At 58.7% G+C, this 24,408-nt stretch carries 28 protein-coding genes; 13 read left to right on the forward strand and 15 right to left on the reverse strand.

What is annotated here, in order from left to right; genetic code table 11:
• The first annotated feature begins 8 nt into the window (after nucleotides 1-8).
• On the forward strand, nucleotides 9-1,094 hold the full coding sequence (locus ACXKZG_RS15320; protein WP_013201432.1) for an iron-containing alcohol dehydrogenase family protein: 1,086 nt from the start codon (nucleotides 9-11) through the stop codon (nucleotides 1,092-1,094).
• A gap of 121 nt (nucleotides 1,095-1,215) precedes the next feature.
• Here ACXKZG_RS15320 and ACXKZG_RS15325 read toward each other — a convergent pair whose 3' ends face one another.
• The 8 genes from ACXKZG_RS15325 to argH form a co-directional block, all read right to left on the reverse strand.
• Complete coding sequence (locus tag ACXKZG_RS15325) at nucleotides 1,216-1,992, reverse strand: DUF3750 domain-containing protein (RefSeq protein ID WP_346565982.1); 777 nt, start codon at nucleotides 1,990-1,992, stop codon at nucleotides 1,216-1,218.
• An 83-nt stretch (nucleotides 1,993-2,075) separates the two neighbouring features.
• Nucleotides 2,076-3,437: an MmgE/PrpD family protein gene (locus ACXKZG_RS15330; protein ID WP_488875109.1), complete on the reverse strand. Its 1,362-nt coding sequence runs from the start codon at nucleotides 3,435-3,437 to the stop codon at nucleotides 2,076-2,078.
• The gene (locus tag ACXKZG_RS15335) at nucleotides 3,434-4,315 is read right to left on the reverse strand and encodes a polysaccharide deacetylase family protein (RefSeq protein ID WP_488875110.1); all 882 of its coding nucleotides are present in this window, start codon (nucleotides 4,313-4,315) and stop codon (nucleotides 3,434-3,436) included. The genes ACXKZG_RS15330 and ACXKZG_RS15335 overlap by 4 nt, the downstream gene beginning before the upstream one ends.
• Entirely contained in the window at nucleotides 4,308-5,156 is an 849-nt protein-coding gene (locus tag ACXKZG_RS15340) for a polysaccharide deacetylase family protein (protein ID WP_488876275.1), read from the reverse strand. The genes ACXKZG_RS15335 and ACXKZG_RS15340 overlap by 8 nt, the downstream gene beginning before the upstream one ends.
• 2 nt (nucleotides 5,157-5,158) lie before the next feature.
• Nucleotides 5,159-5,980: an ABC transporter substrate-binding protein gene (locus ACXKZG_RS15345; protein ID WP_488875111.1), complete on the reverse strand. Its 822-nt coding sequence runs from the start codon at nucleotides 5,978-5,980 to the stop codon at nucleotides 5,159-5,161.
• A gap of 17 nt (nucleotides 5,981-5,997) precedes the next feature.
• A complete protein-coding gene (locus ACXKZG_RS15350; RefSeq protein WP_013201426.1) occupies nucleotides 5,998-6,762 on the reverse strand; it encodes an amino acid ABC transporter ATP-binding protein in 765 nt (254 codons plus the stop codon).
• Nucleotides 6,763-6,774: 12 nt separating this feature from the next.
• Nucleotides 6,775-7,647, reverse strand: a complete 873-nt coding sequence (locus ACXKZG_RS15355; RefSeq protein ID WP_013201425.1) for an amino acid ABC transporter permease — start codon at nucleotides 7,645-7,647, stop codon at nucleotides 6,775-6,777.
• 29 nt (nucleotides 7,648-7,676) lie between these two features.
• Complete coding sequence (argH, locus tag ACXKZG_RS15360; protein WP_013201424.1) at nucleotides 7,677-9,104, reverse strand: argininosuccinate lyase; 1,428 nt, start codon at nucleotides 9,102-9,104, stop codon at nucleotides 7,677-7,679.
• Between the two features lie 172 nt (nucleotides 9,105-9,276).
• Here argH and ACXKZG_RS15365 point away from each other — a divergent pair, with 172 nt between their 5' ends.
• Complete coding sequence (locus tag ACXKZG_RS15365) at nucleotides 9,277-10,227, forward strand: LysR family transcriptional regulator (RefSeq protein WP_013201423.1); 951 nt, start codon at nucleotides 9,277-9,279, stop codon at nucleotides 10,225-10,227.
• A 39-nt stretch (nucleotides 10,228-10,266) separates the two neighbouring features.
• Here the strand turns inward: ACXKZG_RS15365 and ACXKZG_RS15370 are convergent, their stop codons facing one another.
• Together ACXKZG_RS15370 and ACXKZG_RS15375 are read right to left on the reverse strand one after the other, a co-directional pair.
• A complete protein-coding gene (locus ACXKZG_RS15370; protein WP_013201422.1) occupies nucleotides 10,267-10,788 on the reverse strand; it encodes a GNAT family N-acetyltransferase in 522 nt (173 codons plus the stop codon).
• Nucleotides 10,785-11,351, reverse strand: coding sequence for a helix-turn-helix domain-containing protein (locus tag ACXKZG_RS15375; RefSeq protein ID WP_471720385.1), 567 nt, complete (start codon nucleotides 11,349-11,351; stop codon nucleotides 10,785-10,787). The genes ACXKZG_RS15370 and ACXKZG_RS15375 overlap by 4 nt, the downstream gene beginning before the upstream one ends.
• A gap of 145 nt (nucleotides 11,352-11,496) precedes the next feature.
• On the opposite strand from ACXKZG_RS15375, the gene ACXKZG_RS15380 reads away from it, so the two are divergent.
• From ACXKZG_RS15380 to ACXKZG_RS15425, 10 genes are all read left to right on the forward strand, one after another.
• Nucleotides 11,497-12,228, forward strand: coding sequence for a MerR family transcriptional regulator (locus ACXKZG_RS15380; protein ID WP_013201420.1), 732 nt, complete (start codon nucleotides 11,497-11,499; stop codon nucleotides 12,226-12,228).
• A gap of 16 nt (nucleotides 12,229-12,244) precedes the next feature.
• Nucleotides 12,245-12,676 carry a nuclear transport factor 2 family protein gene (locus ACXKZG_RS15385; RefSeq protein ID WP_488875112.1) on the forward strand — a complete coding sequence of 144 codons (432 nt, stop codon included), beginning with the start codon at nucleotides 12,245-12,247 and terminating at the stop codon, nucleotides 12,674-12,676.
• On the forward strand, nucleotides 12,673-13,389 hold the full coding sequence (locus ACXKZG_RS15390) for an SDR family NAD(P)-dependent oxidoreductase (protein ID WP_013201418.1): 717 nt from the start codon (nucleotides 12,673-12,675) through the stop codon (nucleotides 13,387-13,389). Before ACXKZG_RS15385 ends, ACXKZG_RS15390 begins: the two co-directional genes overlap by 4 nt.
• Nucleotides 13,390-13,392: 3 nt before the next feature.
• The gene (locus ACXKZG_RS15395) at nucleotides 13,393-14,658 is read left to right on the forward strand and encodes an NAD(P)/FAD-dependent oxidoreductase (RefSeq protein WP_471720386.1); all 1,266 of its coding nucleotides are present in this window, start codon (nucleotides 13,393-13,395) and stop codon (nucleotides 14,656-14,658) included.
• A complete protein-coding gene (locus tag ACXKZG_RS15400; RefSeq protein WP_151037904.1) occupies nucleotides 14,655-15,368 on the forward strand; it encodes a DUF1365 domain-containing protein in 714 nt (237 codons plus the stop codon). Before ACXKZG_RS15395 ends, ACXKZG_RS15400 begins: the two co-directional genes overlap by 4 nt.
• A gap of 3 nt (nucleotides 15,369-15,371) precedes the next feature.
• Complete coding sequence (locus ACXKZG_RS15405; protein WP_488875113.1) at nucleotides 15,372-16,601, forward strand: class I SAM-dependent methyltransferase; 1,230 nt, start codon at nucleotides 15,372-15,374, stop codon at nucleotides 16,599-16,601.
• A complete protein-coding gene (locus ACXKZG_RS15410) occupies nucleotides 16,598-17,083 on the forward strand; it encodes a DUF2878 domain-containing protein (RefSeq protein WP_013201414.1) in 486 nt (161 codons plus the stop codon). Before ACXKZG_RS15405 ends, ACXKZG_RS15410 begins: the two co-directional genes overlap by 4 nt.
• Nucleotides 17,080-17,592: a chalcone isomerase family protein gene (locus tag ACXKZG_RS15415; RefSeq protein WP_013201413.1), complete on the forward strand. Its 513-nt coding sequence runs from the start codon at nucleotides 17,080-17,082 to the stop codon at nucleotides 17,590-17,592. The genes ACXKZG_RS15410 and ACXKZG_RS15415 overlap by 4 nt, the downstream gene beginning before the upstream one ends.
• Nucleotides 17,592-18,125, forward strand: a complete 534-nt coding sequence (locus tag ACXKZG_RS15420) for a DUF3833 domain-containing protein (protein WP_488875114.1) — start codon at nucleotides 17,592-17,594, stop codon at nucleotides 18,123-18,125. Before ACXKZG_RS15415 ends, ACXKZG_RS15420 begins: the two co-directional genes overlap by 1 nt.
• A gap of 85 nt (nucleotides 18,126-18,210) precedes the next feature.
• Nucleotides 18,211-18,315 carry a protein YohO gene (locus tag ACXKZG_RS15425; protein WP_041691950.1) on the forward strand — a complete coding sequence of 35 codons (105 nt, stop codon included), beginning with the start codon at nucleotides 18,211-18,213 and terminating at the stop codon, nucleotides 18,313-18,315.
• Here the strand turns inward: ACXKZG_RS15425 and ACXKZG_RS15430 are convergent.
• From ACXKZG_RS15430 to osmF, 4 genes are read right to left on the reverse strand one after another with little or no spacing between them, the layout of a single operon-like run.
• On the reverse strand, nucleotides 18,302-19,027 hold the full coding sequence (locus ACXKZG_RS15430) for an ABC transporter permease (protein ID WP_013201411.1): 726 nt from the start codon (nucleotides 19,025-19,027) through the stop codon (nucleotides 18,302-18,304). The genes ACXKZG_RS15425 and ACXKZG_RS15430 overlap by 14 nt on opposite strands.
• Nucleotide 19,028: 1 nt before the next feature.
• A complete protein-coding gene (locus tag ACXKZG_RS15435; RefSeq protein WP_013201410.1) occupies nucleotides 19,029-19,961 on the reverse strand; it encodes an ABC transporter ATP-binding protein in 933 nt (310 codons plus the stop codon).
• Entirely contained in the window at nucleotides 19,958-21,118 is a 1,161-nt protein-coding gene (locus tag ACXKZG_RS15440) for an ABC transporter permease (RefSeq protein ID WP_488875115.1), read from the reverse strand. Before ACXKZG_RS15440 ends, ACXKZG_RS15435 begins: the two co-directional genes overlap by 4 nt.
• Nucleotides 21,119-21,165: 47 nt before the next feature.
• Complete coding sequence (osmF, locus tag ACXKZG_RS15445; RefSeq protein WP_053145948.1) at nucleotides 21,166-22,086, reverse strand: glycine betaine ABC transporter substrate-binding protein OsmF; 921 nt, start codon at nucleotides 22,084-22,086, stop codon at nucleotides 21,166-21,168.
• Nucleotides 22,087-22,307: 221 nt separating this feature from the next.
• Between osmF and ACXKZG_RS15450 the strand changes: the two genes are divergently transcribed.
• Nucleotides 22,308-23,777, forward strand: a complete 1,470-nt coding sequence (locus ACXKZG_RS15450; protein ID WP_013201407.1) for an MFS transporter — start codon at nucleotides 22,308-22,310, stop codon at nucleotides 23,775-23,777.
• 32 nt (nucleotides 23,778-23,809) lie between these two features.
• Here ACXKZG_RS15450 and idi read toward each other — a convergent pair whose 3' ends face one another.
• Entirely contained in the window at nucleotides 23,810-24,352 is a 543-nt protein-coding gene (gene idi / locus ACXKZG_RS15455; RefSeq protein WP_013201406.1) for an isopentenyl-diphosphate Delta-isomerase, read from the reverse strand.
• Nucleotides 24,353-24,408: the final 56 nt, after the last annotated feature.

Here is a 24,408-nt window from a genome sequence, read left to right on the forward strand (position 1 = left end):
GGTCAGTCATGTCTGAACAAAATCTGGTTTTCCCGGCCCGTGTGTTGCGTGGCGCAGGGGTGATTCATCAGTTAGGAGAAATCTGTCGCGAGCTGGGGCAGCGCGCGTTGCTGATTGGCGGCCATCAGGCGCTGAAAGCGGTGGAGCCGCAGGTGCGAACGCAGCTGGCGGATGCAGAAGTGGCGCTGGTCGGCTGCGAATGGTTCGGCGGGGAAACCTCGCTCACGCAGATTGCCCGGCTGGGTGAGCTGGCAATGGCGTTAAGGGCGGATGTGATTATCGCCACCGGCGGCGGCAAGTCGCTGGATACCTGCAAGGCGGTAGGCGCTGAATGCAATATCCCGGTGATTACCCTGCCCACCATTGCCGCCACCTGTTCGGCGGTGACGCCGCTGAGTATTCGTTACGATGATAACGGCAACTTTCACGATATCTTTCCGCTGCATCAGGCGCCGGCGGCGGTGATTATCGACAGCGAACTGCTGGCGCTGGCACCGCTGCGCTGGCTGGCGGCTGGCCTCGGCGATACGCTGGCCAAGTGGTATGAATTCCGTGCGGTCAGCCAGCGTCACCCGGCGCTGGATGCCAACGCCCGTTCTTCGCTGGCGCACAGCCATATCTGTTATGAAATTATCGCCGCCCACGGGCCGAAAGCGGTCGAGGCGGTGCGCAAAAATCTGCCTGACCACCATCTGGATCAGGTGCTGGACGTGATCTTTACCTTTGCCGGCCTGACCTCATTGATGAGCAATGGCGCGCATGCCGCAGCCGCACACGCGATTTATGAAGGCTTTACCTTCTGCGATAAAACCCGCGAATTCGGTCACGGCCTGCTGGTGGGCTACGGCAATCTGTGTCTGCTGGCGCTGGAAAATCGCAGTGATGAAGAGTTGCTGCATGAGATGGCGTTGGCGCACAAATGCGGCGTGCCGCTGAGTCTGCAAGAGATTGCCGGGCTGACGGAAGAAGAGCTTGAGGTAATAGTCCGCGAGTCGGTGCACGCGCCGGATATGGAAAACATGGCCGAGCCGGTTACCGTCGAGGCGCTGTACCAGGCGATTGCCCGCGTGGAAGCGCTGGCAGCCCAGCGATAAGCCGCGAAGTCAGCGGTGAAAACGGCGCCTTTCGGCGCCGGTAAACCCGCAGCAAACGCTATCCTCCAGGTTATCCAACCAACCCTCGCTTTCGCTATCTGCCTGCTGATGCCAGCAGACGCTAGCTTCCGCTATCCGTTTCCAGCCGGGCTTTGCCGATGCGGCCGATAAACGGCAGGCGCAGCGCGGGAGATTTCACATCCACGCCCATATTGAAGCCGAGGATATTGATCTCCAGCCCTTCTTCCCCACCCAGCGTTAATCCCAGCACGCCCAACAGCGAGGCCTGGAAACCGCGTCCTGACGGCGGCAAACCGACCGGATTGGTCAGCGGCCGGAAATCTTTGCCGATGGCGTTGGCGGGCAGATCCAGCTTCAGCGCGGGGACTTCGCGGCCAATGTGCGCCAGGAAAGTATTGCTGTTCGGGCCAGGCCAGACGCGGTAGGTGTGCGGCCACGGATAGCTTTTAATCGCCGCTTCAATCTGCGGGATCATCGCCTCTGCGCCAGCCCCCCGGTGATCGACAATCAGCTGCGGCTTACCGCCAAACCAGTAACCGTCCGGCAGGGTGAAATTCTCTCTGATGACGTTGTTACTTCCCCAGCTCACCACTTCATAGCGGCGGAACTGCGTCTCGCCAGCCGGCTTAAAGATGATCCACGGATGAACGGCCAGCAGCCCACGCCAGCTAAAGGCAGGCGCAATATACACCTGCACAATGGCGGTCTGCCTGAAGGCCACCGGGTCGGGGGCGATGCCGGCGGAATCCCGTTTCGCGGTGGACCAACTCTGACCGGTCATCGCCGTACCGTTCTGCGAGGCGTTAAGGTAACTTTGGCCGAAAGAGAGCAGCATGATGCAGATAAATCCAATACTTAACACTTTCAACGTGAGCATAGTTCCTTCATCCACCGGGGGAAAAACGGGCAATAAAGGAAAGTAACCCCCGCAGCGCCTGAAGGTCAACTGCGGGGATTTTTTTAATGCACCGTCAGCAGATTCAGCAGTTCCTGCATATCGGTCTGCTGCTCCAGCGTCAGGCAGTAAGCTTCCAGCGCGGCGGTTTGCTGCGCCGGTAACACCCTGACCGCCAGCTGTTGAAACTTCAGCAACAACGCCTCATCGCTCAATGGGTTTTGCGGCGATCCCAGCGGAACGGTCACCTGCTTACGCCCGCGCTCGCCGCTAAGCGTTTCCAGCTCAACAATCGGCTCTTCGTTGCTGTTCTGGCTGGCGTCGACATGCAGCACAATGCGTTCCAGCATGGCGGCCATCTCTGTGCTGCCGCGTTTTTCCGCGTCATACGCCGCGAGGCCCGCATGGCCATACAGCACGCGTGCGGCCATCGCGTAAGGCAGGCTCATCTGCGCCGCCGCCAGGCTTGCAAGATCGCTGTTGCCGCACATCTCCTGCAGGAAAGGATTGAGGTAAACGTGAAGGCGGGCAATCTCTGCGGCGCTGCAACGATGGGCTGCCATCAACTCGCCAACGGCATCCACCGCCGAATGCGTGCCGCGGCAGGAGGCATAGGGCTTGATCGAACAACGGTTGAGTTTCCATACCAGCCCCAGTTCGGCGGTCAGCGCTTGCGGTTGCCGACTGGAAGGAGCCAGCGTCTTCAGGAAGCCGCCCCAGAGATCCTCAAAGGTTTGTGATGCCCCGGTGATCCCTTGCCGGGCCAGCATCGCCGCCAGCACCCCGCCCTCTGCGGCCCGTCCGGCGTGCAGCTTCTTGCTTTGCGAACCGTCGTGGATAAAGCCCCATAAGCCGCCGCTAAAGCTGGCCGCTATTCCTAACGCCTGCACCGTTTGGTTCTGATTAAGCTTAAGTAATGAGGCCACCGCCGCCGCCGCGCCAAATACGCCGCAGGTGGAGGTGGAATGCCAACCGGCTTCGTTGTGCGGTGCATAGCCACCGCAGGCTTCCAGCACCCGGCGGCCAATCTCATAGCCCAACACCACGGCGGTAATCAGCTCGCGGCCCGTGACATCAGGCGGGCACAGTGGCAGCACCGCCATCACCGCAGGCAGCACCACCGCGCCGGAGTGATCGCAACCGCCGGTATCGTCCAGCTCATACATATGCGCCGCAATACCGTTCAGCCAGGCCGCATTACGCGGCGAAGTGGCCATCGGACTTCCCCAGACGCGGGCAGCCGGCGCGCAGCCTTCAGCCAGCACCGTTTGCTGAACGGCCAGCGCGATCGGGCTGTTGCTGCCCGCAAGGGTCGCGCCGAAGGTATCGAGAATATGCCGTTTGGCACGCTCAACCAGCGCTTCAGGCAGATCGCTAAAGGTGGTTTGGGCGACAAAGCGGGCCAGTTGGTTGATGCTCTGGCTCATGCTTGCTGCTCCTGCTGCTGGCGCTGGAAGATTTCCGCAGGGTGTTCGCTGACGTTATCCGGCTGGGTCTGCCACCACTCCGCCACCTCCCCGGCGCTGGCCAGCCAGACCTTTTCATGGCTGAGGATAAAGTCCAGCAGTTCGCCAAGCAGGCCAATGCGCCCGGCCGTGCCGATGATTTCGGGATGCAGGCGTAAGACGTAGCACAGGCCAAAGCGGTGGAAGCCCTGAAAATCGAGCTTCATATTTTCCAGCGTCTGCTGATACGAGGCGATGCGCGACTGCCCCGGTGGCACCGCCGGACTGAGGTTGAAGGCGAAGTAAGGCTCGTCTTCCAGTTCATAATGCATTGGCAGTTCCACCAGTCGGGTGGCCGGATGAAAATAGGGCAAATCGTCACCGCGCCAGCTGGAAGACCAGCGGATGCCGCGATCGCTCAGCGCCGCTGCCAGCCCCGGTTTCCACTGCCCAGCCGGCGTGCGGAATCCTACCGGACGCTGGCCGCAGGCGGCTTCGAGCCGGTCGCAACCGCCAGTGACGCTGCTTACCTGCTCCGCCAGCGTCAGGGTATCGAAATTCTGATGGCGATCGCCGCTGCCGGCAATTTCATGCCCCGCCGCGACAATCCGCGCGAACACCTCAGGATTCTCTTCCGCCACGATAGCGGGCAGACACCAGCTTGCGCGCACGTTCTTCTCTGCCAGCAGCTTCAGCAGGCGATCGACGCCGCGAAGCGTGCCGTAACGCCAGACCGACAGGGTTTTATCGCGCCCGGCCACGGCGGGGGTGTGCGTCAGAATGCCGTGAATATCATTGAAATCGATGGTCAGCACCACGGCGGATTGCTGCCCGTCTGGCCAGCGTGTGGGTTCAGTCATGCTGCTGCTCCTTGAGATACCAGTGGGCGACATCGCGGCAGCGGGCGAACCATACGTTGCGCTGGCGCATATGCGCGATAAATTGTTGCAGCAGCAGAATGCGGCCCGGTTTCCCGCTGATTTTCGGATGGAACAGGGTGGTGAGACACAGCCCTTCGTCCATCGCGCCATCAAATTCGCGGCACCAGTTATCCAGCGTCAGGGCATAGCTGGCGGTGCGATCCAGCCCTTTCGGGAAGTCCGGCTCGCGGGTATAGGCCAGCGACGCGTAATCATCCATCTCCCATTTGCCGGGGATTTCCACCAGCTTCTGCGCAAAGCCCGGCACGGCGATGGCGTAGGGCCGGTCGTCGCCGCGCATACTGCTGGAATAGGTGACGCCAGCGTCCAGCAATATGCCCGGCGTCTCGTGATGCCAGTCGCCCGATGGCGTGCGGAACCCCTCGGCACGGATACCGAGGTGTTGCCAGAAAATTTCACGCGATGTCGCCATCACCTGACGCTGCTGTTCGCCGCTCAGGGCATAAAAGGATTCATGGCGGTAACCGTGATACGCCACCTCATGCCCTTTTTCGACGATGGCGGCGCACTGCTGCGGCCACTGCTCCACCACCCACGCCGGAATAAAGAAGGTGGCCGGAACGTCAAACTGCTCCAGCAGATCGAGGATCCGCCCCAGCGCGCGGAACGGACCGTAGCCGCCGAAGGTGAAATACTCGGGCGTCTGCCAGATCGTGCCGTTAAGCATCGCGTCACCGGTGGGGCCATCGAGATCGAAGGCCAGTGCCATACAGCCCTGCTTGCCTTGCGGCCAGCGCGGGCGAACGTCAGGTGAGGTCATCATCAGTTCCCGTTCACGGTCGCTGTTTTCACGGCGTTATCCGCCAGGCCCCATTTGCTGAGGATCTTCACATAGCTGCCATCGGCGATCATCGCATTGACCGCGCCCTGCACCGCTGCAATCAGCGCCGGATCGTTTTTGTCGATCGCCATGCCGGTGAACTGCGAAGCGATCGCCTTATCCAACGGTTTGTAGGTGTTTTTCTCTAGGTTCATCACGTACGGCAGGGTTTCGCTGCCCTGCACCGCGCCATCCAGACGACGCTGACGCAGCTGGGTACGCGCATCTGCCGTGCCTTCCGCGCCGACCACTACGATAGCGGGCTTACCTTTGGCTTCGCAGTTGGCCTGGCTCCATTTGGCGATTTCCTGTGGGAAGGTGGTGCGACGGCTGGTGCCGACTTTCTTGCCACACAAATCGGTCGCGCTGTTGATGTCCTTGCGCGCCGCTAAGGTGTAGAACTGCGGGCCGGTGGTGAAGTAGTCGATAAAGCTGACCACCTTCTGACGTTCGGCGGTGTCGGTCATGCCGGACATCACCATATCGACACGCTTAGTTGATACGGCATTGACCATCTGTTCAAAGGCAATTTCCTGCCAGTTGATTTTGACCCCCAGCTTCTCGCCAATCGCGTTGCCCAGATCGACATCGACGCCGGTTAAGGTATTGGTGGCCGGATCTTTGAATTCCATCGGTGGATAGTTCGGCATGATGGCCACGGTCAGGGCGCCTTTCGCTTTCAGGGTAGCAGGCAGCTCCGCAGCCCAGGCGGCGGAGTTAAGCAGAACAGCGGCAGCAACGGCAGAAAGCACGATCTTTTTCATCTGATTTACCCTGGTTATTAAAGAAGAATGGCGTTGATAAAATTCTGCATCCGCGGATTTTGCGGATTCAGCAGGATGTCTTCGGGCGCACCGCGTTCGATAATGCGGCCTTCATCCATGAACACCACCTGGTTGGCCACCTCACGGGCAAAGCCCATTTCATGGGTGACCACCACCATCGTGGTTCCTTCTTTTGCCAGCGTCCGCATCACGGCCAGCACTTCGCCGACCATTTCCGGGTCAAGCGCCGAGGTTGGCTCGTCGAACAGCATCAGCTTGGGCTTCATCGCCAGCGCGCGGGCAATCGCCACACGCTGTTGTTGTCCGCCGGAAAGCGCCTGCGGATAGGCGTGCGCCTTACTGGATAGTCCCACCCGATCCAGCAGCGCCATCGCTTCTTCCGTCGCTTCCCGCTTTGGCCGCAACAGCACCCGGCACGGCCCTTCAATCACGTTTTCCAGCGCGGTTTTATGCGGGAACAGGTTAAAACGCTGGAAAACCATGCCGGTTTGCAGCCGCTGACGGGCAATCTGCTTGTCGCTGAGCGGATGCAGTTTGTTGCCGGCCATGCGGTAGCCGGCCAGTTCGTTATCGATCCAGATCCCGCCCTGATCGACCCTCTCCAGCTGATTGATGCAGCGCAGAAAGGTGCTTTTGCCGGAGCCGGACGGCCCCAAAATGCACATCACCTCGCCGTAATTTACCTCCAGACTGACGTCCTTCAGGGCATGGAAATGGTCGAAGTACTTGTTCACCTCAACGGCTCTGACGATATTTCTCATCGCAGGAATTCCTTAGTTGCGGCGGCGCTGGCCGCGTGAGAAGTAGCGCTCAAGGCGGCTCTGCCCGAACGACAGCACGGTGACGATAATCAGATACCAGATGCCCGCCACGAACAGCAGCTCCATCACCCGCGCATTGGCGTAGTAGATGTTCTGCGTGTTGTAGAGCAGTTCGGAGTACTGGATCATGCTCGCCAGGCTGGTGGTTTTGATCATGCTGATAAATTCGTTGCCGACCGGCGGCAGGATCACCCGCATCGCCTGCGGCAGGATGATGCGTTGCAGCGCCTGCAGACGCGGCATGCCAATCGACTTCGCCGCCTCATACTGACCGGTATCAACAGATAACAGGCCGGCACGCACCACTTCCGAGGTGTACGCGCCCTGGTTGATGCTCAGTCCCAGCAGCGCCGCGACAAACGGCGTCATCACGTTGACGGTTTCGACGCTGAACACGCCGGGTATGGCGATCACCGGGAACACCAGCGCCAGGTTGAACCACAGCAGCAGCTGGAGGATCAGCGGCGTGCCGCGAAAGACCCAGGCATAGCCGACCGAGAGGTAATGCAGCACCGGGTTGGGCGACATATACATAATCGCCGCCACCACGCCGAAGAAGATGCCCAGCGCCATCGCCAGGATCGACATCACCAGCGTATTCACCACCCCGTCCAGAATGGCGCGGGCGGTAAAGAACTGCCCGACATAGGACCACTCGATTTTGCCCTGCGAAAAGGCGTGCACCAGCGAGCCGAGCAACAGGATGATCACCACCGTGGCGGTGATGCGCCCGTAATAGCGCTTGGGGACCATCTGGTAGCGCTTGAGATCGTAAGCGGGGTCGGCTGCCCTGCCCGTCTCGTTAACGTTTTGCGAACTGTTCATTCCGGCTCCGGAGGTTGAAGGCTGAGAAGTTACAGACGAGGGCCCTGATAGACGCTCACCCACTCGGCCTGCTGCTGGATACGCGCTTTCAGGCGGCTAATCTGCTCGCTGACGCGCGCCGGTGCGGTGCCGCCGAAGCCGTCGCGGGAATGGATCGCCGCTTCCAGCGTCAGCGCACTGCGCACTTCTGGCGTCAGCCGGACATCGACCTCAGCCAGCTGGTCGTCGGTCAGATCGGACAGGCCCTGCTGATGGAATTCACACAGCTGAACCAGTTTGCCGGTGATCTCATGCGCCTCCTTAAACGGCACGCCGCGCATCGCCAGCCAGTCAGCCACTTCGGTAGCGAGGGTGAAGCCATCCGGGGCCTGAGCCAGCATCTCCCCGGTGTTGACCTTCATGGTTTCAATCATGCCGGCCATTGCAGGCAGCACTAACAGCAGGGTGTCGACCGAATCAATGGCGCTGCGTTTGTCTTCACTCAGGTCGCGGTTATAGGAGAGCGGCATCGCCTTCATGGTGGCCAGCATCGCCGTCAGGTTGCCGATCAGGCGGCCGCTGCGACCGCGCGTCAGCTCGGCAATATCCGGATTCTTTTTCTGCGGCATGATCGAGCTGCCGGTGGCATAGCTGTCGCTGATTTCTACCCAGCGGAACTGGCGGGAGGTCCACAGGCAAATCTCTTCGCTGATGCGCGACAGGTTGACGCCAATCATGCTGGTGATAAACAGGAATTCGGCAACGTAGTCGCGGCTGGCCACGGCATCAATCGAGTTCTCGCACGGGGCGCGATAGCCCAGCTCTTTCGCCGCCAGTTCCGGGCGACGCGCAATGGCGGAACCGGCCATCGCTGCTGCGCCGAGTGGCGAGAAGGCGCTGCGGTGATCCCAGTCCTGAATGCGTTCAATATCCCGTGAGAACGACTGCGCATGGGCCAGCAGCTGATGAGCAAACACAATCGGCTGAGCCTGCTGAAGATGGGTGAAACCGGGCGCGAGGGTATGAGTGTGCTGGTCGGCCTGGAAAATCAATGCCTTCTGCAGCGCCAGCAATGCGGTGGTGATATTGCGGACGTTATCGCGCAGATACAGTCGCAGATCGTTGACGGTCTGATCGTTACGAGAACGGCCCGCGCGCAGCTTGCCGCCCAGCGCGCCAAGCCGCTCGGTCAGGACGCGTTCGATAAATGTATGAACATCTTCATCAGCCGCGATCGGATCGACCTTTCCTGCCCGGTAATCCAGGTCGAGCTGGTCGATAGCGGCGGTCATGTGCCCGGTTTCTTCTGCGGTAAGCAGGCCCGCGCGCTGAAGTTCGTGCGCATGGGCCCGGCAGCCGGCGAGGTCATAAGGTGCCAGTGCAAAATAGTATTCAGGGCTGCGCGACAGCGCGGTTAAGGCGGCGGCTGGTGGCGTTTTAAAACGGGCACCCCATAAACGATCGGCACTGTCTGACATAATTTCTCTCTTATGGCGAGGTTAACGCCGGATCCGCAGGAGAATAAGGAAATCCTCTGGAAACAGCCTTAACGATAAATAAAGGTTATATTTGCGTACTGTCTGGTATTTCGTGTCTGATTCAGGTTCACTCTTACTTTCACTGTATTTAAGCCGGGGTTGAATAGTTATTATGGAAAGTAAGGTTTCCAATGCGGGAAACATGAATTATCCGCGCAGCGATAATTCATCGATAACCATTAACAATGTCGACCTGAAGTTATTGCGTGTATTTAAATGTGTCGTGGAAGCCGGCGGGCTGACCTCTGCCAGTCATGAACTGAATATTGGTCTGGCGGCAATCAGTAAACAGGTGTCGGATTTGGAGATCCGTTTAGGGATGACTCTGTGCAGCCGTGGGCGGGAAGGCTTTGAGCTGACGGAATACGGCATTACCGTTTATCAGGCCACGCTGGAGCTGTTTTCGTCGCTGAATACCTTCCGCGACAGGCTGCATAACAGCCGCAATGAACTGCTGGGCGACCTGAGTATTACCGTGGTCGATAACACCATTTCTGATCCGCATTCGCCGGTCACCAAAGCCGTGCAGCGACTGCATATTGCTGCACCAAAAGTAAACATCCGGCTGCAAACCGCGCATCTGGATGATATTGAAAAAGGATTAAATGAGGGCCGTTTTAATTGTGCTATTGCGCCGGTTTATGATGAGAAGAGTGACTTCGATTATTATTCTGCCTACAGCGAAACCTCGGCATTATATTGCAGCAGTGAGCATGCGTTATTTTCGATGGCGGATGCCGACATTACCCTTGAATTATTAAAACAACAAAAGATCATTAATCATACCTATGTCACACATCGCCATGGCAATAAGCTATTCGCCTTTAATGAGAGCAACATTCAGGCGGTACAGGTTGAAGCGGTGGCGATGCTGATCCTCACCGGACATTTTATTGGTTATTTACCGACGCATTACGCCGCGCGATATGTGCAGGAGAATAGCATCCGCGCCGTCGGCCCGGATGCATTGCAGGTGCATACCCCCTTTTGTCTGATAATAAAAAAGGGCCGCAAGATAAATCAGATTATTAAGCTGTTTATGGATTCGCTGGGAATAGCCTGAGCGCCTGCACCATCATGATGCGCACCCTTGGCGTTTTTTTCAGCCCACCCGCTTAAACATCACCGTGGTGGCATCAAATACCCCTTCGGTGGAGAGCGCGTAATGCGGGATCTGACCGCTTATCTGCCAGCCCTGCGCCAGATACAGTTGCTCTGCCACATCGCCGCTGCGGGTATCCAGCACCAGCAAGGTTCTTCCCTCCTGCTCAGCCCGTTTCTCCGCCTGATGCAGTAATTCGCGGGCGATGCCCTGCCGTCTGGCTTTGGGATGGACCAGCAGCTTGGCCATTTCCGCGCGATGCTGGCCGTTAGGCATCATGCCCAACACCACTATCACCGTCGCCACGATCTCGCCCTGCTGGCGGGCCACGATTAACCGTTTATCGCCACTGGCCAGGCTGGTCACCACGCCCTGCCAGAAAGTGAGCATGGGCTGCGGATCCAGCGAGATAAAACCAATGCTGGCGCCTTCTGCCACACAGCCGTGCAGAACGTTGTACAACGCGTCCTGTTCACTGGCTGCCTGTTCTGCACTGAGAAGCTGATACTGAATTTCATTCATGGACGACACACCACCAACGCGTAATGCGCACCTTCGGCCTCCGGCGCGTGGAAGGAGGAGCGGCCAAACAGGTGAAAGCGCAGGCAATCACCGGCTTCCAGCCGCCACTGCTCGTCGTTCATGCTGAACTCCAGCACGCCGGCGAGCATCCAGATATGTTGTTCAATGCCTTCTACGGGCGGCGCGTCATATTCAATCAGCGCCCCGCTCTGCAAACGCCCTTCCACCAGCTCAGCGTGAAAAGGGGTGGCCGGCGGTGAAACGCTGCGCCGGTGATAGCCATTTTCGCGGTCCTGCCAGACGGTCTGCGCGGCCGCGCGCAGAAGCTGCGGTCCCTGCTCTTCAACCTCGCTCAGCAGACGCGACATAGTCAGCTCGTAGGCAATGCACAGGCGGTTCATCAGGGCGGCGGTTGGGCTGGTTTCGCCCCGCTCAATGCGCGACAAAGAGGCCCGGCTGATGCCGGTCAGCTCAGCCAGGGTTTCCAGCGACCAGCCTTTTTCCAGACGTAAATCCGCCAGCCGCTGGGCCAGACGTCGGTCGGTATTGGCAAGAGGTTCCATAAAAATCTCATAAAAGGGAAATTTTCTCTAAATTGAGATCTACAGGGATTTAGTGTGAACTTCAACTTGTACAGAAAAATAATAGTTGTACAGCAATGGAGAGTTCGCTACGGTTAGGTGGAGTGGGCAGATCCTGAGGAAATGAATGGCATTGTACAGTATTGGTGACGTCGCAGTCCGCTGCGGTATCAATCCCGTCACGCTACGGGCATGGCAGCGTCGCTACGGCTTATTAAAACCCCAGCGGACCGAAGGCGGTCACCGCCAGTTTGATGACGAAGATATTCTTCGCATCGAAGAGATTAAACGCTGGGTGCAAAGTGGCGTCCCTGTCGGCAAGGTCAAGGCGCTGTTAGAAGGCGAAAACGTTAACGTCCATGATGGATGGGTCACACTGCAGGAAGAAATGATGGCGGTCCTCCGTCATGTCAGGCCGGCAAAACTTCGCGCTAAAATTGCGGCAACCGGTCGTGAAAATCCGGCAGATGTGTTGATTGACCACGTTTTCATCCCAATCAGACAGCGGCTGGGGCTGGATCAAAATACCGCCAGGACCATGTGCAGTTTGCTGGATGGTGCTTTAATTGATTATGTCGCCTTCTGTTTAACCGGTTCGCGTAAGAAACCTGGCAAGGACGCGTTGCTGATGGGTTGGGCCAATGAAGACCGCACCCGACTCTGGTTAGAAGCATGGCGGCTGTCGCAGCAGGGTTGGCGAATCGATGTGCTGGCTGAACCCCTTGAGATGCCGCGCCCTGAACTGTTTCCGGGCCAAAAAATCTTTGTGTTCACCGGTAAACCCCTCACCCGCCGACAGCAGGAACAGCTGACGCACTGGCACGAACAGGGGTTCTTAATCACCTATATCAACAGCTGAGGCTGAGGAGTGGCATATGACACAGCAGGAAACGCTGGCCAGACTGGTGGCGTTTTACCAGAAGCTGGAGGCCAGCAAGCTCAACCAACTGGCCGACATTTACCACTCTGATATCTGCCTGGCAGACCCGGTCGGTGAACATCGCGGGCTGCCGGTGGTCTCGGACTACTTTTCTTCACTGCTGAAAAACCTGCGCTACTGCCGGTTTGACGTCTCGCAGACTCACCATTTTGACAATAACGCCCTGCTTATCTGGCGAATGTTCTATGCGCACCCTTCGCTGCAAGGCGGCGCGGAGCAGACGCTGGAGGGCAGCAGCTACATCCAGTTCCGCGACGATAAGATCAGTTTTCAGCGCGATTACTACGACATGGGCGCCATGCTGTACGAAAAGATCCCCGTGCTGGGATCGGTAATCAGGCAGCTTAAAAAGAGGTTACAACCATGAAACGGGTGTTAATTACCGGCGCAAGCTCCGGAATTGGTTACCAACTGGCGCTCGATTATGCCGCCGACGGCTGGCACGTTACCGCGTGCGGCAGAAATCGCGCCAAGCTGGAAACGCTGCGGGAACACCACAGCGACATCGTGCTGTGCGTGTTTGATATCACCGATCTGAATGAGACCCGCCAGGCGCTGCTGGGTAAAAGTGCCAGCCTGGTGATCCTCTGTGCCGGCACCTGTGAATACCTTAATCACGGCGTGGTGGAAGCGGAGAAAGTCCATCGGGTGATGAGCACCAATTTCAACGGTCCGGTGAACTGTCTGGACGTGCTGCTGCCGCAGCTGGCCCCCGGCAGCCGGGTGGCGCTGGTCGGGTCGACCGCCAGCCTGGTGCCGATGCCTCGGGCCGAAGCCTATGGTGCCTCCAAAGCCGCGCTGGCCTACTTCGCCCGCAGCCTGGCCCAGGATCTGAAGCGTCAGCAAATCGCCATCAGCCTGGTGCAGCCCGGTTTTGTCGATACTCCCCTGACCGAGCGAAACGATTTTCCGATGCCGATGATCATCAACGTCAATCAGGCTTCGCGCTGCATTCGTGAAGGCCTGGCGAAAGGCAAAGCGGAGATCTCCTTCCCGCGCCTGCTCTCCTTTATTCTGCGCATGACCTCCCGTCTGCCGGTATCGCTACAGCGTCTGCTTACCCAACAGATAGCGAGGTAATCTTTGAGAATTGCGATTGTAGGCAGTGGGATTTCCGGGCTCAGCTGTGCATGGAAGCTGGCAAACAAAGCAGAAGTGCATTTGTATGAGGCCGGCGACACGCTGGGCGGACATACCGCAACGGTTGATGTGGAACTGGCGGGCAAACGCTGGGCGATTGATACCGGTTTTATCGTTTACAACGATCGGACCTATCCGCGTTTTCTGTCGCTGATCGCCGAGCTGGGGCTGGAAAGCAAGCCGACCGAAATGAGCTTCTCGGTGCGCAACAATCGCAGCGGCCTGGAGTACAACGGCCATACGCTGAGCACGCTGTTTGCTCAACGCAGCAACCTGTTTAAGCCGAGCTTCTGGCGTTTCCTGATGGAAATCGTGCGTTTCAATAAACGCGGCAAGGCCTGGCTGGAACATCAGTCGGAGCAGGGAACGCTGGATGATTTTTTGCAGCAAGAGGGCTTCAGCCAGTTCTTCGCCCAGCACTACATTCTGCCCATGGGCGCGGCGATTTGGTCGACGTCACTGGCCGAGATCCGCCAGATGCCGCTGTCGCTGTTTCTGCACTTCTTTAACCATCACGGCCTGCTGGATTTGAGCCAGCGCCCGCAGTGGTATGTGGTGCCCGGTGGGTCCAGAGAATATATCCGCCGGCTGATCGCGCTGGTGGGCGACAAGCTCACCGTACATCTTGCCACACCGGTGCTGAAAGCGGTGCGTCATCCACAGGGTGTGACTCTGTACAGCGCGCGCGGTGAGGAGAGCTATGACCAGGTGATTTTCGCCTGCCACAGTGACCAGACGCTGAACCTGCTGGCCGATGCCACCGCTGAAGAACGCGAGATGCTGCTGGGCGTGCCTTACAGCGCCAACGAAGTGATCCTGCATACCGATACGTCGCTGCTGCCGGAAAACCGCCGCGCCTGGGCCAGCTGGAACTACCGTCTGGATGATACGCAGGCCGGCGACGAGCTGTTGGGCGCCAGCGTCACCTACAACATGAACATTTTGCAGGGCATCAAGTCATCCGAGACCTTTTGTGTCTCGCTGAATGCCACACAACCGATCGATCCGGCCAAAGTGCTGGGTCGCTATAGCTACCATCATCCGCAGTTCAGCCTGCAAAGCCTGATCACCCAGACCGAACGGCTGCGGCTGAATGGCTGTAACCGCAGCTGGTTCTGCGGCGCATGGAGCTATAACGGTTTCCATGAAGACGGCATTCGCAGCGGGCTGGATGTGGTGGCCGGCATGGAACAGGCGGGATTGCTATGAACAGCGCCCTGTACAGCGGCCACGTGCGTCACCGGCGTTTCACCCCGGTGGATCATCAGTTCAGCTACCGCATTTTTATGCCGCTGATTGACCTTGATGAGCTGCCACTGCTGCGCAGCGTCGGCATCCGGCCCGGCAAGTTTTCCTGGGCCTCTTTTTGCCAGGATGATTATCTTGGCGGCGGCGACATTAAGCAGCGGGCGCAAACGCGGATTGCCGAACTGACCGGCGAGCAGCTCAACGGCCGGGTGATGTTACTGACCCAGTTGCGCTATTTGGGCAGCTCGTTTAACCCGGTAAATTTTTACTACCTCTACGATGACGCCGACAGCCTGCGCTGGATGCTGGCCGAAGTGCGCAATACGCCGTGGAACGAACGCCATACCTATGCGGTGAAGCCAGACGGCAGCGAAACCACGCAGAAAGCGTTTCACGTTTCGCCGTTTAACCCGATGGATATGGTCTATCACTGGCGGCTTTCCGCGCCCGGCAAATCGTTGTCGGTGCACATTGAGAATCACCGGGCCGGTCGCGAATTTGATGCCACGCTGCACCTGCGTCATCAGCCGCTGACCCGCAAGACCCTGCGCCACCATTTGTGGCGGTTTCCGCTGATCACCCTGAGAACCGGACTGGCCATTTACTGGCAGGCCTGGAAGTTGTGGCGCAAAGGCGCGCCGATTTATGACCACCCCAAGTCGGAGAAATAGCGGATGTGTATACCGGAACTGACCCTGACCCGTCGCGGTAAAGCGGGCAAACGTTTGTCCACCTCACGACGGCTGATTTTTTCTCTGTTGCAACATCTGCAAGGGGCGGGTCTGCGTCTGCACGATCCGCACCTCGGCACCCATTTCTTTGGCGACAGCCAGGCGGCGATCCAGGCTGAAGTGGTGGTCCATCACTCCAGCGCTTACCGTCGGGTGTTGTTCGGTGGCAGCATTGCCGCAGCGGAAACCTATATGGACGGTGACTGGGATACACCGGATTTAACGTCGGTGATCCTGACGCTGGCCACCAATATGCCGGTGCTGGATAAGCTGGAGTCGCGGCTGAGCTGGATGTCGTCGCCGCTGAACAGGATGCGCCATGCGTTTCGCCGCAACAGCGTGAAACAGGCGAAGCGCAATATCGCCGCACATTATGACCTGGGCAACGATTTCTACACCGCGTTTCTCGACCGGGCGATGCTCTACTCGAGTGCCTGTTACAAGCAGCCGGAGATGACGCTGGAACAGGCGCAGCAGGAAAAAATGCGCCGTCTGTGCGTCAAGCTGGGGCTGGGCCCCAACGATCACCTGCTGGAAATCGGCACCGGTTGGGGCGCGATGGCCGAGTTCGCGGCACGCGAGTACGGCTGCCGGGTGACCACTACCACCATTTCCCAGGAGCAGTATGACTACAGCTGCCAGCGCATTCAGGCGGCGGGGCTGAGCGATCGGGTCACGGTGCTGAAAGAGGATTACCGCAATCTGACCGGTCAGTATGACAAGCTGGTGTCGATCGAAATGATTGAAGCGGTGGGCAAAAACTATATCCCGCTGTTTTTCGAACGCTGTCAGCAGCTGGTAAAACCCGGCGGCCGCATGGCCTTGCAGGCAATCACCATCAGCGAAGAACGCTTCGACAGCTATGCGCGGGGCGTTGATTTCATCCAGCGCTATATTTTCCCCGGCGGTTTTTTACCGTCGGTCAACCTGCTGCAAAAGACCATGAACGAGCTGACGGATTTCGTCAGCCTGGATCTGTTTGAGATGGGGCTGGATTACGCGCGCACGTTGCAGGAGTGGCGTCACCGTTTCGATCACGCCTGGCCGCAGCTGGAAAAAGGCCGTTTTGACGAACACTTCCGCCGCATGTGGCTGTTCTATCTCTGCTATTGCGAAGCAGGCTTCCGCGCGAAAACCATCGGCACCGTTCAGCTCACCGCGGAGCGGGCATGAGCACCCTGCGCTTCTGGCTGCTGACGCTCGGGTTTGACCTCTACTGGGCGCTGGCTGTCGGGATGCGCGAGCGCGCGGTTTACGCGTTAGTGGTCATTGCGCTGCTGGCCTGGTGGGCCAGCGATGCCGCCATCCGGCTGCGGGTGTTAGCGGTGGCGCTGGTGGGGTTAGCCATGGACAGTCTGTGGCTGTGGCTGGATCTGTTCCATTTCGCCGACGCACACTGGGTGCCGCTGTGGATGCTGTCGTTATGGCTGGCCTATGCCTGCTGGTGGCCGCTGTGCCTGCACCGCTACGCCTTAAGCGGACCGTTACTGGCGGTGCTGGGCGCCGTTGTTGGTCCGTTCACCTATTATCTCGGTGAACGACTGGGCGGCATGGAACTGACCGCGTCGCCATTAAAAGTCTTTGGCCTGATGGCCATCGGCTGGGCGATTTATCTGCCGCTTACCCGCAGGCTGCTGCAAAGGAGTGAGAGATGAGATCGCTGTTGCTGATGATGCTGGTACTCTCGCCGCTGGCGCAGGCCTCCGACTGGCAGCGCTGGCAGCCGGTGGGGAAAGCCACGCTGACATGGGGACCGTTTACGGTTTACGATTCGCAGCTGTTTACACCGGCGGGCACGTTTACGCCGCAGCAGTGGCCGTTAGCGCTGGTGATCACCTACCGCCGCGACATCAGCCATCAGGATCTGACTCAGGCCACCGAAGAGCAGTGGCAGGCGCAAAACATTGGCACCCTTAGCCAGCGTCAGGCGTGGATCACCGCATTAAACCGACTGTGGCCCGACGTCACGGACGGCACCCGACTGGCGTTTCAGGCCAGCCAACAGGGTGGACAGTTTTACTGGCAGGCGCCGGGGATCGCTTCCCCAATCAAGCCGCTGGGGCAGCCTTTTGACCCGGCTTTCCGCGACGCCTTCCTGGCCATCTGGCTTTCAGAAAAAACCACCTATCCCGACATCCGTCGGGCACTGACCGGAGGTAGCTGATGTGGAAATCCCTGATGTTAATTGGTGCGCTGCTGCTGACAGGTTGCGGCGCGAAAATAGAAGACTATCAGCAGGCCCAGCCGAAGATAGATATCTTCCAGTGGTTTAACGGCCAGTCCCGCGCCTGGGGCATGGTTCAGGATTACAGCGGTAAGCAGATCCGCCGCTTTGAAGTGACCATCAAGGGCACGGTGGTCGGGTCAACGCTGACCCTCAACGAGCAGTTTGTCTACGATGATGGTGAAAAACAGAGCCGCGTCTGGCATATCCGCAAGCTGGAGGATGGTAGCTATGTCGGCACGGCGGGCGATATCATTGGCACCGCCAAGGGTCATGCGGCGGGCAACGCCTTCAACTGGCAATATGCGATGACGGTCAAAACCGACAGCAGCAGCTACAAGTTGAACTTTGATGACTGGATTTATCAGCAGGATGCCACGCATCTGATGAACGTAACGTCGATGAAAAAGCTGGGCGTTGAAGTGGCGCGCGTCACCATTTTCTTCAACAAAGAGCAGCCGGCCGGGCAATAAAATGACAGCAAAGGCTTAACCCGCGAGGGCGAATGGCGTTATACTTCGCCCTCTTTCAGCGGCAGACCACCATGGACACACCGGCATGAACTTGCAAAAAATTGGCGTCATCTTCATCTTCCTGTTAATGGCGCTCGGCGGCATTGGCGGCGTGATGCTGACCGGTTATACCCTGATTATCCGTTCCTGAAGCGTTTTTGCAGGCGCTCAAACAGGCGATCGGTGACGATAGCCAGCAGCGCCACCAGGCAGGCACCCTGAATCACATAGGCGGTATTAAACCCGCTGAGTCCAATGATCACCGGCGATCCTAATGTTTTGGCACCGACGGTTGAGGCTATCGCCGCCGTGCCAATATTGATAATCACCGAGGTGCGGATCCCCGCCACGATCACGCTGGCTGCCAGCGGCAATTCGACCTTACGCAAAATCTGCCACGAACTCATGCCCACGCCTTCCGCAATTTCGCGGGCACTGGCCGGCACCGCGCCAATGCCCGCCAGCGTGCCTTGCAGGATCGGCAACAGGCCATAAAGAAACAGCGCGATTATCGCCGGCTTCTCGCCAAACCCCATGATCGGCACCGCAATCGCCAGCACCGCCACCGGCGGAAAGGTTTGCCCTGCGGCCACCAACGTTTCAATCAGCGAACGAAACTCTTTTCCCGCCGGACGGGTGACAAAAATCCCGGCCCCCATGCCGACGATCACCGCAAACAGGCTGGAAACCGCCACCAGTTCGATATGCGCCAGCGCCAGCTGCAGGAAACTGTCCTGCCGGTACATCGGCCGGTCGAGTTCTGGAAACCAGCTGGCGAACAGCGGCTGGCTGTAAGGCAGCAACACCAACAGCGCGATAAACACCGCGATTAGCCACAGCAACGGATCCCGAGTCCAGCGCATATTATTCCCTCCTCTGCCGCAGCAAATCGGCGAAGTGCAGCACGCCCAGCGGTTTCTGCTGGCGGTCGATCACCGGCAGGCGGTCGGTCTGGCGCGCGATAAACTGCGACAGTGCCTCACGCAGGGTCATCTCTTCCGGGATGGCCTCCTCTTCCAGCCATTCACCGCGCCGCGCCGCCGCGCCCACGTTGCCCAGCGACAGCAGGCGGATACCCAGCTCGCTGCGCCCGAAGAAATCCCGCACAAAGTCGTTGGCGGGCTGGGTCAGCAATTCGACCGGCGTGCCCTGCTGGATCACCTTGCCGCCGTCCATCAACACCAGTCGGTCGGCCAGCGCCAGCGCTTCGTCAATATCGTGGGTCACCAGCACAATGGTGCGGCCAGAAATCTGGTGAATACGGGCGATTTCCTGCTGTAACGCGCCGCGCGTAACCGGATCCAGCGCGCCAAACGGCTCATCCATCAGCAGCACTTCGGGATCGGCCGCCAGCGCGCGGGCCACGCCAACGCGTTGCTGCTGACCGCCGGAAAGCTGGTGCGGAAAACGGTGGCGAAACTGCTCGTCGAGATTGAGCAACGCCAGCAATTCGGTGACGCGCTCGGCAATCCGCTGCTTTGACCAGTTCAGCAGCGCCGGCACGGTGGCGATATTCTTTTCCACCGTCCAGTGCGGGAACAGGCCAATGGACTGGATGGCATAGCCCATCCGGCGGCGCAGGATCTGCGGATTGAAGCTGCGGATCTCCTCACCGGCAAATTCAATGGTGCCCCGATCGTGTTCGATCAGCCGGTTGATCATCTTTAGCGTGGTGGACTTGCCGGAGCCGGACGTGCCGATCAGCACGGTAAATTCGCCTTTGGCGATATTCAGGGTTAACTCGCTGACCGCCGCTTTTCCGGCAAAGTATTTGCTGACCTGGTTAAAGTGGATCATTGGCGCTTCGCCTCAATAACGGAAAGAACAAATTTGAACAGGGCATCGATAACCACGGCCATAGCGATCACCGGGATCACCCCCAGCAGCACCAGTTCCAGCGCGCTACTGAGCAGGCCCTGGAAAATGATCGCCCCGAATCCGCCGGCGCCAATCAGTGCGGCGATCACCGCCATACCCACGGTCTGTACCGCAATCACCCGCAGGCCGGTCAGCAGCACCGGCAGCGCCAGCGGCACTTCCGCCTGCCAGAAAATCTGACTGCGGGTCATGCCCATCCCTTCTGCGGTTTCGATCACCTCTTTCGGCACCTGCTGCAACCCGGCGACCACGCTGCGCACCAGCGGTAACAGTGCATACAGCACCAGGGCGATCAGCGCGGGCGCCATGCCAATCCCGCTGATCCCCAGTTCGGATAACCAGGGAAAGGCGCGGGCCAGTCCGGCTAACGGCGCAATCAGCAGGCCGAACAACGCCACGGAAGGCACGGTCTGGATCACATTCAGCACGGCAAACACCGGTGACTGCACCGCCGCTTTTTTGGCGCACCACCAGCCGAGCGGAATGCCGATGGCCAGCGTCGGGATCAGGGTGCCGACCAGCAGCAGCAGATGGCGCGAGAAAGCCTGATCGAACACTTCCCGACGGTTGGCGTACTCCTTCAACAGCGCCATCTGCTCCAGCTGACCGTTCAGTAAAAAAACGATGACCGGTAGCCAGATTTGACCATTCAACAGCAGCCGCCAGAAGACCTGCGGCGTCAGGCGGGAGATCGTATCCGCCGCGATAAGCAGACAGAGCCCGCCGCTCAGCCAGAAGCCGCTGCCCCACGAGGTTCTGGCCAGTGGACTGCCCTGCTGTGAAAGTGACGTCGCCTGATGGCCGCTAAAGGCGATCAGGGCGATAAACAGCCCTTCGCTCAGCAGCAGCGTCAGCACCAGATGTCGACGGGAAACCGGCAGGAAAGCCAGCAGCAGCAACAGAATGACCGGCACAGGCAGCAGCCATTGCACGCCCTGCAACAGCTGATGCAGCGGCAATGGCTGGCCGGAAACCAGCCGGTTAGGGGCGTAATTCAGGAAGGGCAAGCTGGCTGCGGCAACGGCCAACAGCACAGCCAGCGTCAGCAAAACCCGATTATGAAGTTGGAGGCGCAAAATTTTCCCACTACCTTGTGGGCCGGTGCGTCCGGCCCGGGCTCACCCTACAACAGTTTTTTCTGCTGCAAATAGTCCGCCGCCACCGTTTTCGCATCCTGCCCTTCTACGGCAATTTTTGCGTTCAGTTCCTGCAGCGTTTTCTCGTCCAGCGAGGCAAAGACCGGTTTCAGCCAGTCGGCAATCTGCGGATAGGCTTTCAGCACCGCATCGCGGATCACCGGCGTTGGCGCATAGATTGGCTGCACCCCTTTTGGATCGCTCAGGGTTTGCAGTCCCAGCGCCGCGACCGGACCGTCGGTGCCATAAGCCATCGCCGCATTCACGCCGGAGGTCTGCTGCGCTGCCGCCTTGATGGTCACCGCAGTATCACCGCCGGCCAGAGACAGCAGCTGATCCTGTTTCAGGGTGAAGCCATAGGCTTTCTGGAACGCCGGTAACGCATCAGCGCGTTCGATAAACTCGGCCGACGCCGCCAGTTTGAACTCACCGCCCTTCTTCAGGTAGGCGCTGAGATCGTCAAGGGATTTCAGCTTATTCTTGTCGGCCAGATCGCTGCGTACCGCAATCGTCCAGGTGTTGTTTGCCGGGGCCGGCGTCAGCCAGGTCAGTTTGTTTTTCTCTTGATCCAGCTTCTTCACCTTCTCGTAGCCTGCTTTGGCATTTTTCCATGCAGGATCCTTTTCATCATTGAAGAAGAAGGCACCGTTGCCGGTGTACTCAGGATAGATGTCCAGTTCGCCGGCGGTGATCGCGCCTCTGACCACCTGGGTGGTGCCGAGCTGCACCTTATTGACCGTTTTCACCCCGTGCTTATCCAGCACCTGCAGGATGATATTGCCCAGTAACGATCCTTCGGTATCAATTTTCGAACCGACTTTGACCGGGTCTGCCGCCTGCGCGGTTGCGGTCAGAGCCAGTAATCCGGCCAGTGCCAGTAAGGCTGTACGCCCTGTTCTTTGCGACATTTTCTGTTCCTTTCCTTAAGGTTAGTAACAAGCGTAGCCTAATAAATCAGCAGAGAAAGCCAGACGGCTAAAAACCCCGAGCCGCCTCTCAGAGAGAGAACCCTTTCGCTCACCCTTTTTCAACGGGCATTTTGTTGTAACTTATAACCAGCAGGAATTTATCTCTGTCATCCCCGGGAGTATTCTCTGGGCTTATTCTTAAAATAAAAGACCCTAACATCATGACTGACTTAGCATCTTCGGCGCATGTCGCCATTGCAGGGAGTGCGCCGACGGGGGAAGCCTTCACTATCCGCCGCGCCGCTGACGTATCACATCTGGTCAACACCAGTACCCAGGCCCGCAGTAACGCCCGTATCGTGATCGGCATTGCGCTGGGCGGGGTGTTTCTTGACGCTTACGACCTCGGCGCACTGGCCTTTGGCATGAAGGATGTCACCAAAGAATTTGGTCTGTCGCCAACCGGCGCGGGCATGGTGGCGTCGGCGATTGCGTTTGGGGCCATTGTCGGCGCGCTGCTCGGCGGCTATCTGACCGATAAAATTGGCCGCTATCGGGTGTTTATGGCCGATATGTTTTTCTTCGTGTTTGCCGCGCTGGCCTGTGCCTTCGCACCGAATGAGTATGTACTCACCGCCGCACGTTTTGTGATGGGGTTAGGGGTCGGGATTGATTTGCCGGTGGCGATGGCGTTCCTCGCCGAGTTTTCCAAGCTGAAGGGGCGCGGCAACAAAGCCGCCAGTATCGCGATGTGGTGCCCCACCTGGTACGCGGCGATTTCGATTTCCTATCTGCTGGTGCTGTTCTTCTATTCCGTGCTGCCAGAAGCCCATTCCGGCTTGCTGTGGCGCATCATTCTGGGCTTCGGCGCGGTACCGGCGATTCTGATTATCTGCATCCGCAGCCGCTATATGAGCGAATCACCGGTGTGGGCAGCCAATCAGGGGGATTTAAAAGGTGCGGCGGCGATCCTGCGCAGCTCTTACGGCATCAATGCCCATGTGGCGGAAGACGCGGACCTGACGCCGGCCAAAGCCACCCGCAAGGCCAGCTGGCGCAACTATGGTGAACTGCTGAAAGGGGTTTACCTGCGTCGTACCATTCTGGCGACCGTGACGGCGATTGCCTCCGCCTTTGCTTATAACGCCGTGGCCTTTGGCCTGCCGGTGATCCTCTCCAGCTTCCTTGCCCAGTCAATGCTGACCACCATTCTGGTGTCGCTGGCGTTAAATCTGCTGTTTGCCTTTGTCGGCGGCATCCTGGCGGTGCGGCTGGTGCCCAGATTTGGCGCGTGGAAGATGACCACCCTTGGCTACAGTTTCCAGTTTGCCGCATTGATTGGCCTGGCACTGGTTGGCCGTCCCGCCGACGGTGCGGAAGCGGCGGTGTCGATCGGCATGCTGGCGCTGTTCCTGTTGGGTCAGGGATTTGGTCCGGGTTCCCATACCATGACCTTTGCCTCGCTCAGCTATCCCACCTCGTTACGCGGCGTGGGCGTCGGCTTCAATCAGACCCTGATGCGCGCCAGCTCTACCGCCTCGCTGTTCCTGTTCCCGCTGCTGTCGGCGGCATTCAGTACCAATGTGTTCTGGATTATTGCGCTGGCGCCGTTGGCCGGGCTGATCGCCCTGCTGGCGATTCGCTGGGAACCGTCAGGTTACGATGTGGATGCGGAGGATTTTGCGCAGTAAGCGCGAGGATAACTGCCGATGCGGGCTGAGGTTCAGCCCGCAAGCTGTTGCGCGGTGAACTGCTTAAACGCAGGGGGAATGCGGGCAAAGGTGTGCAGGAACCACGGCGTAAAGCGTTCCGGGTAACGTTGCATCTCCTGCTCGATTTCATTCAGTGAAGCATAGCGCCAGCCTCCCGCTTCTTCCGGGTTGGGCTGCGGCGGCTCATCGCTAAAGGCAAAAAAGACGTGGCCGTATTCGTGTTCGGTTAAGCCGTTGCCCATCGGCAGGTTGTAGCTTAGCTCGAACGCCGGATCCAGCGACAGACGCATGCCCATCTCTTCACGCAGACGGCGCTCTGCGGCATGTTGCGTTGATTCCTGGGGGAACGGGTGACCGCAGGTGGTGTTACTCCACAAGCCACCGCAATGATATTTACCCGTGGCGCGCTGCTGCAGCAACAGTTGGTGGCGGGAGTTGAACACGTAAACGGTTACCGCGCGATGCAGTAAACCTTTCTGATGAACCTCCAGCTTTTCCATCCTGCCGATGGGACGATCGTGACGATCAACCAGGATAACTTCGATTGCAGACATGCGCCCTCCTTAGGACTAATCTCACACATTGTGGCACAGCTTAGGGCGGTTCGGCT

It is taken from the genome of Erwinia sp. 2186 (genome assembly GCF_057812255.1).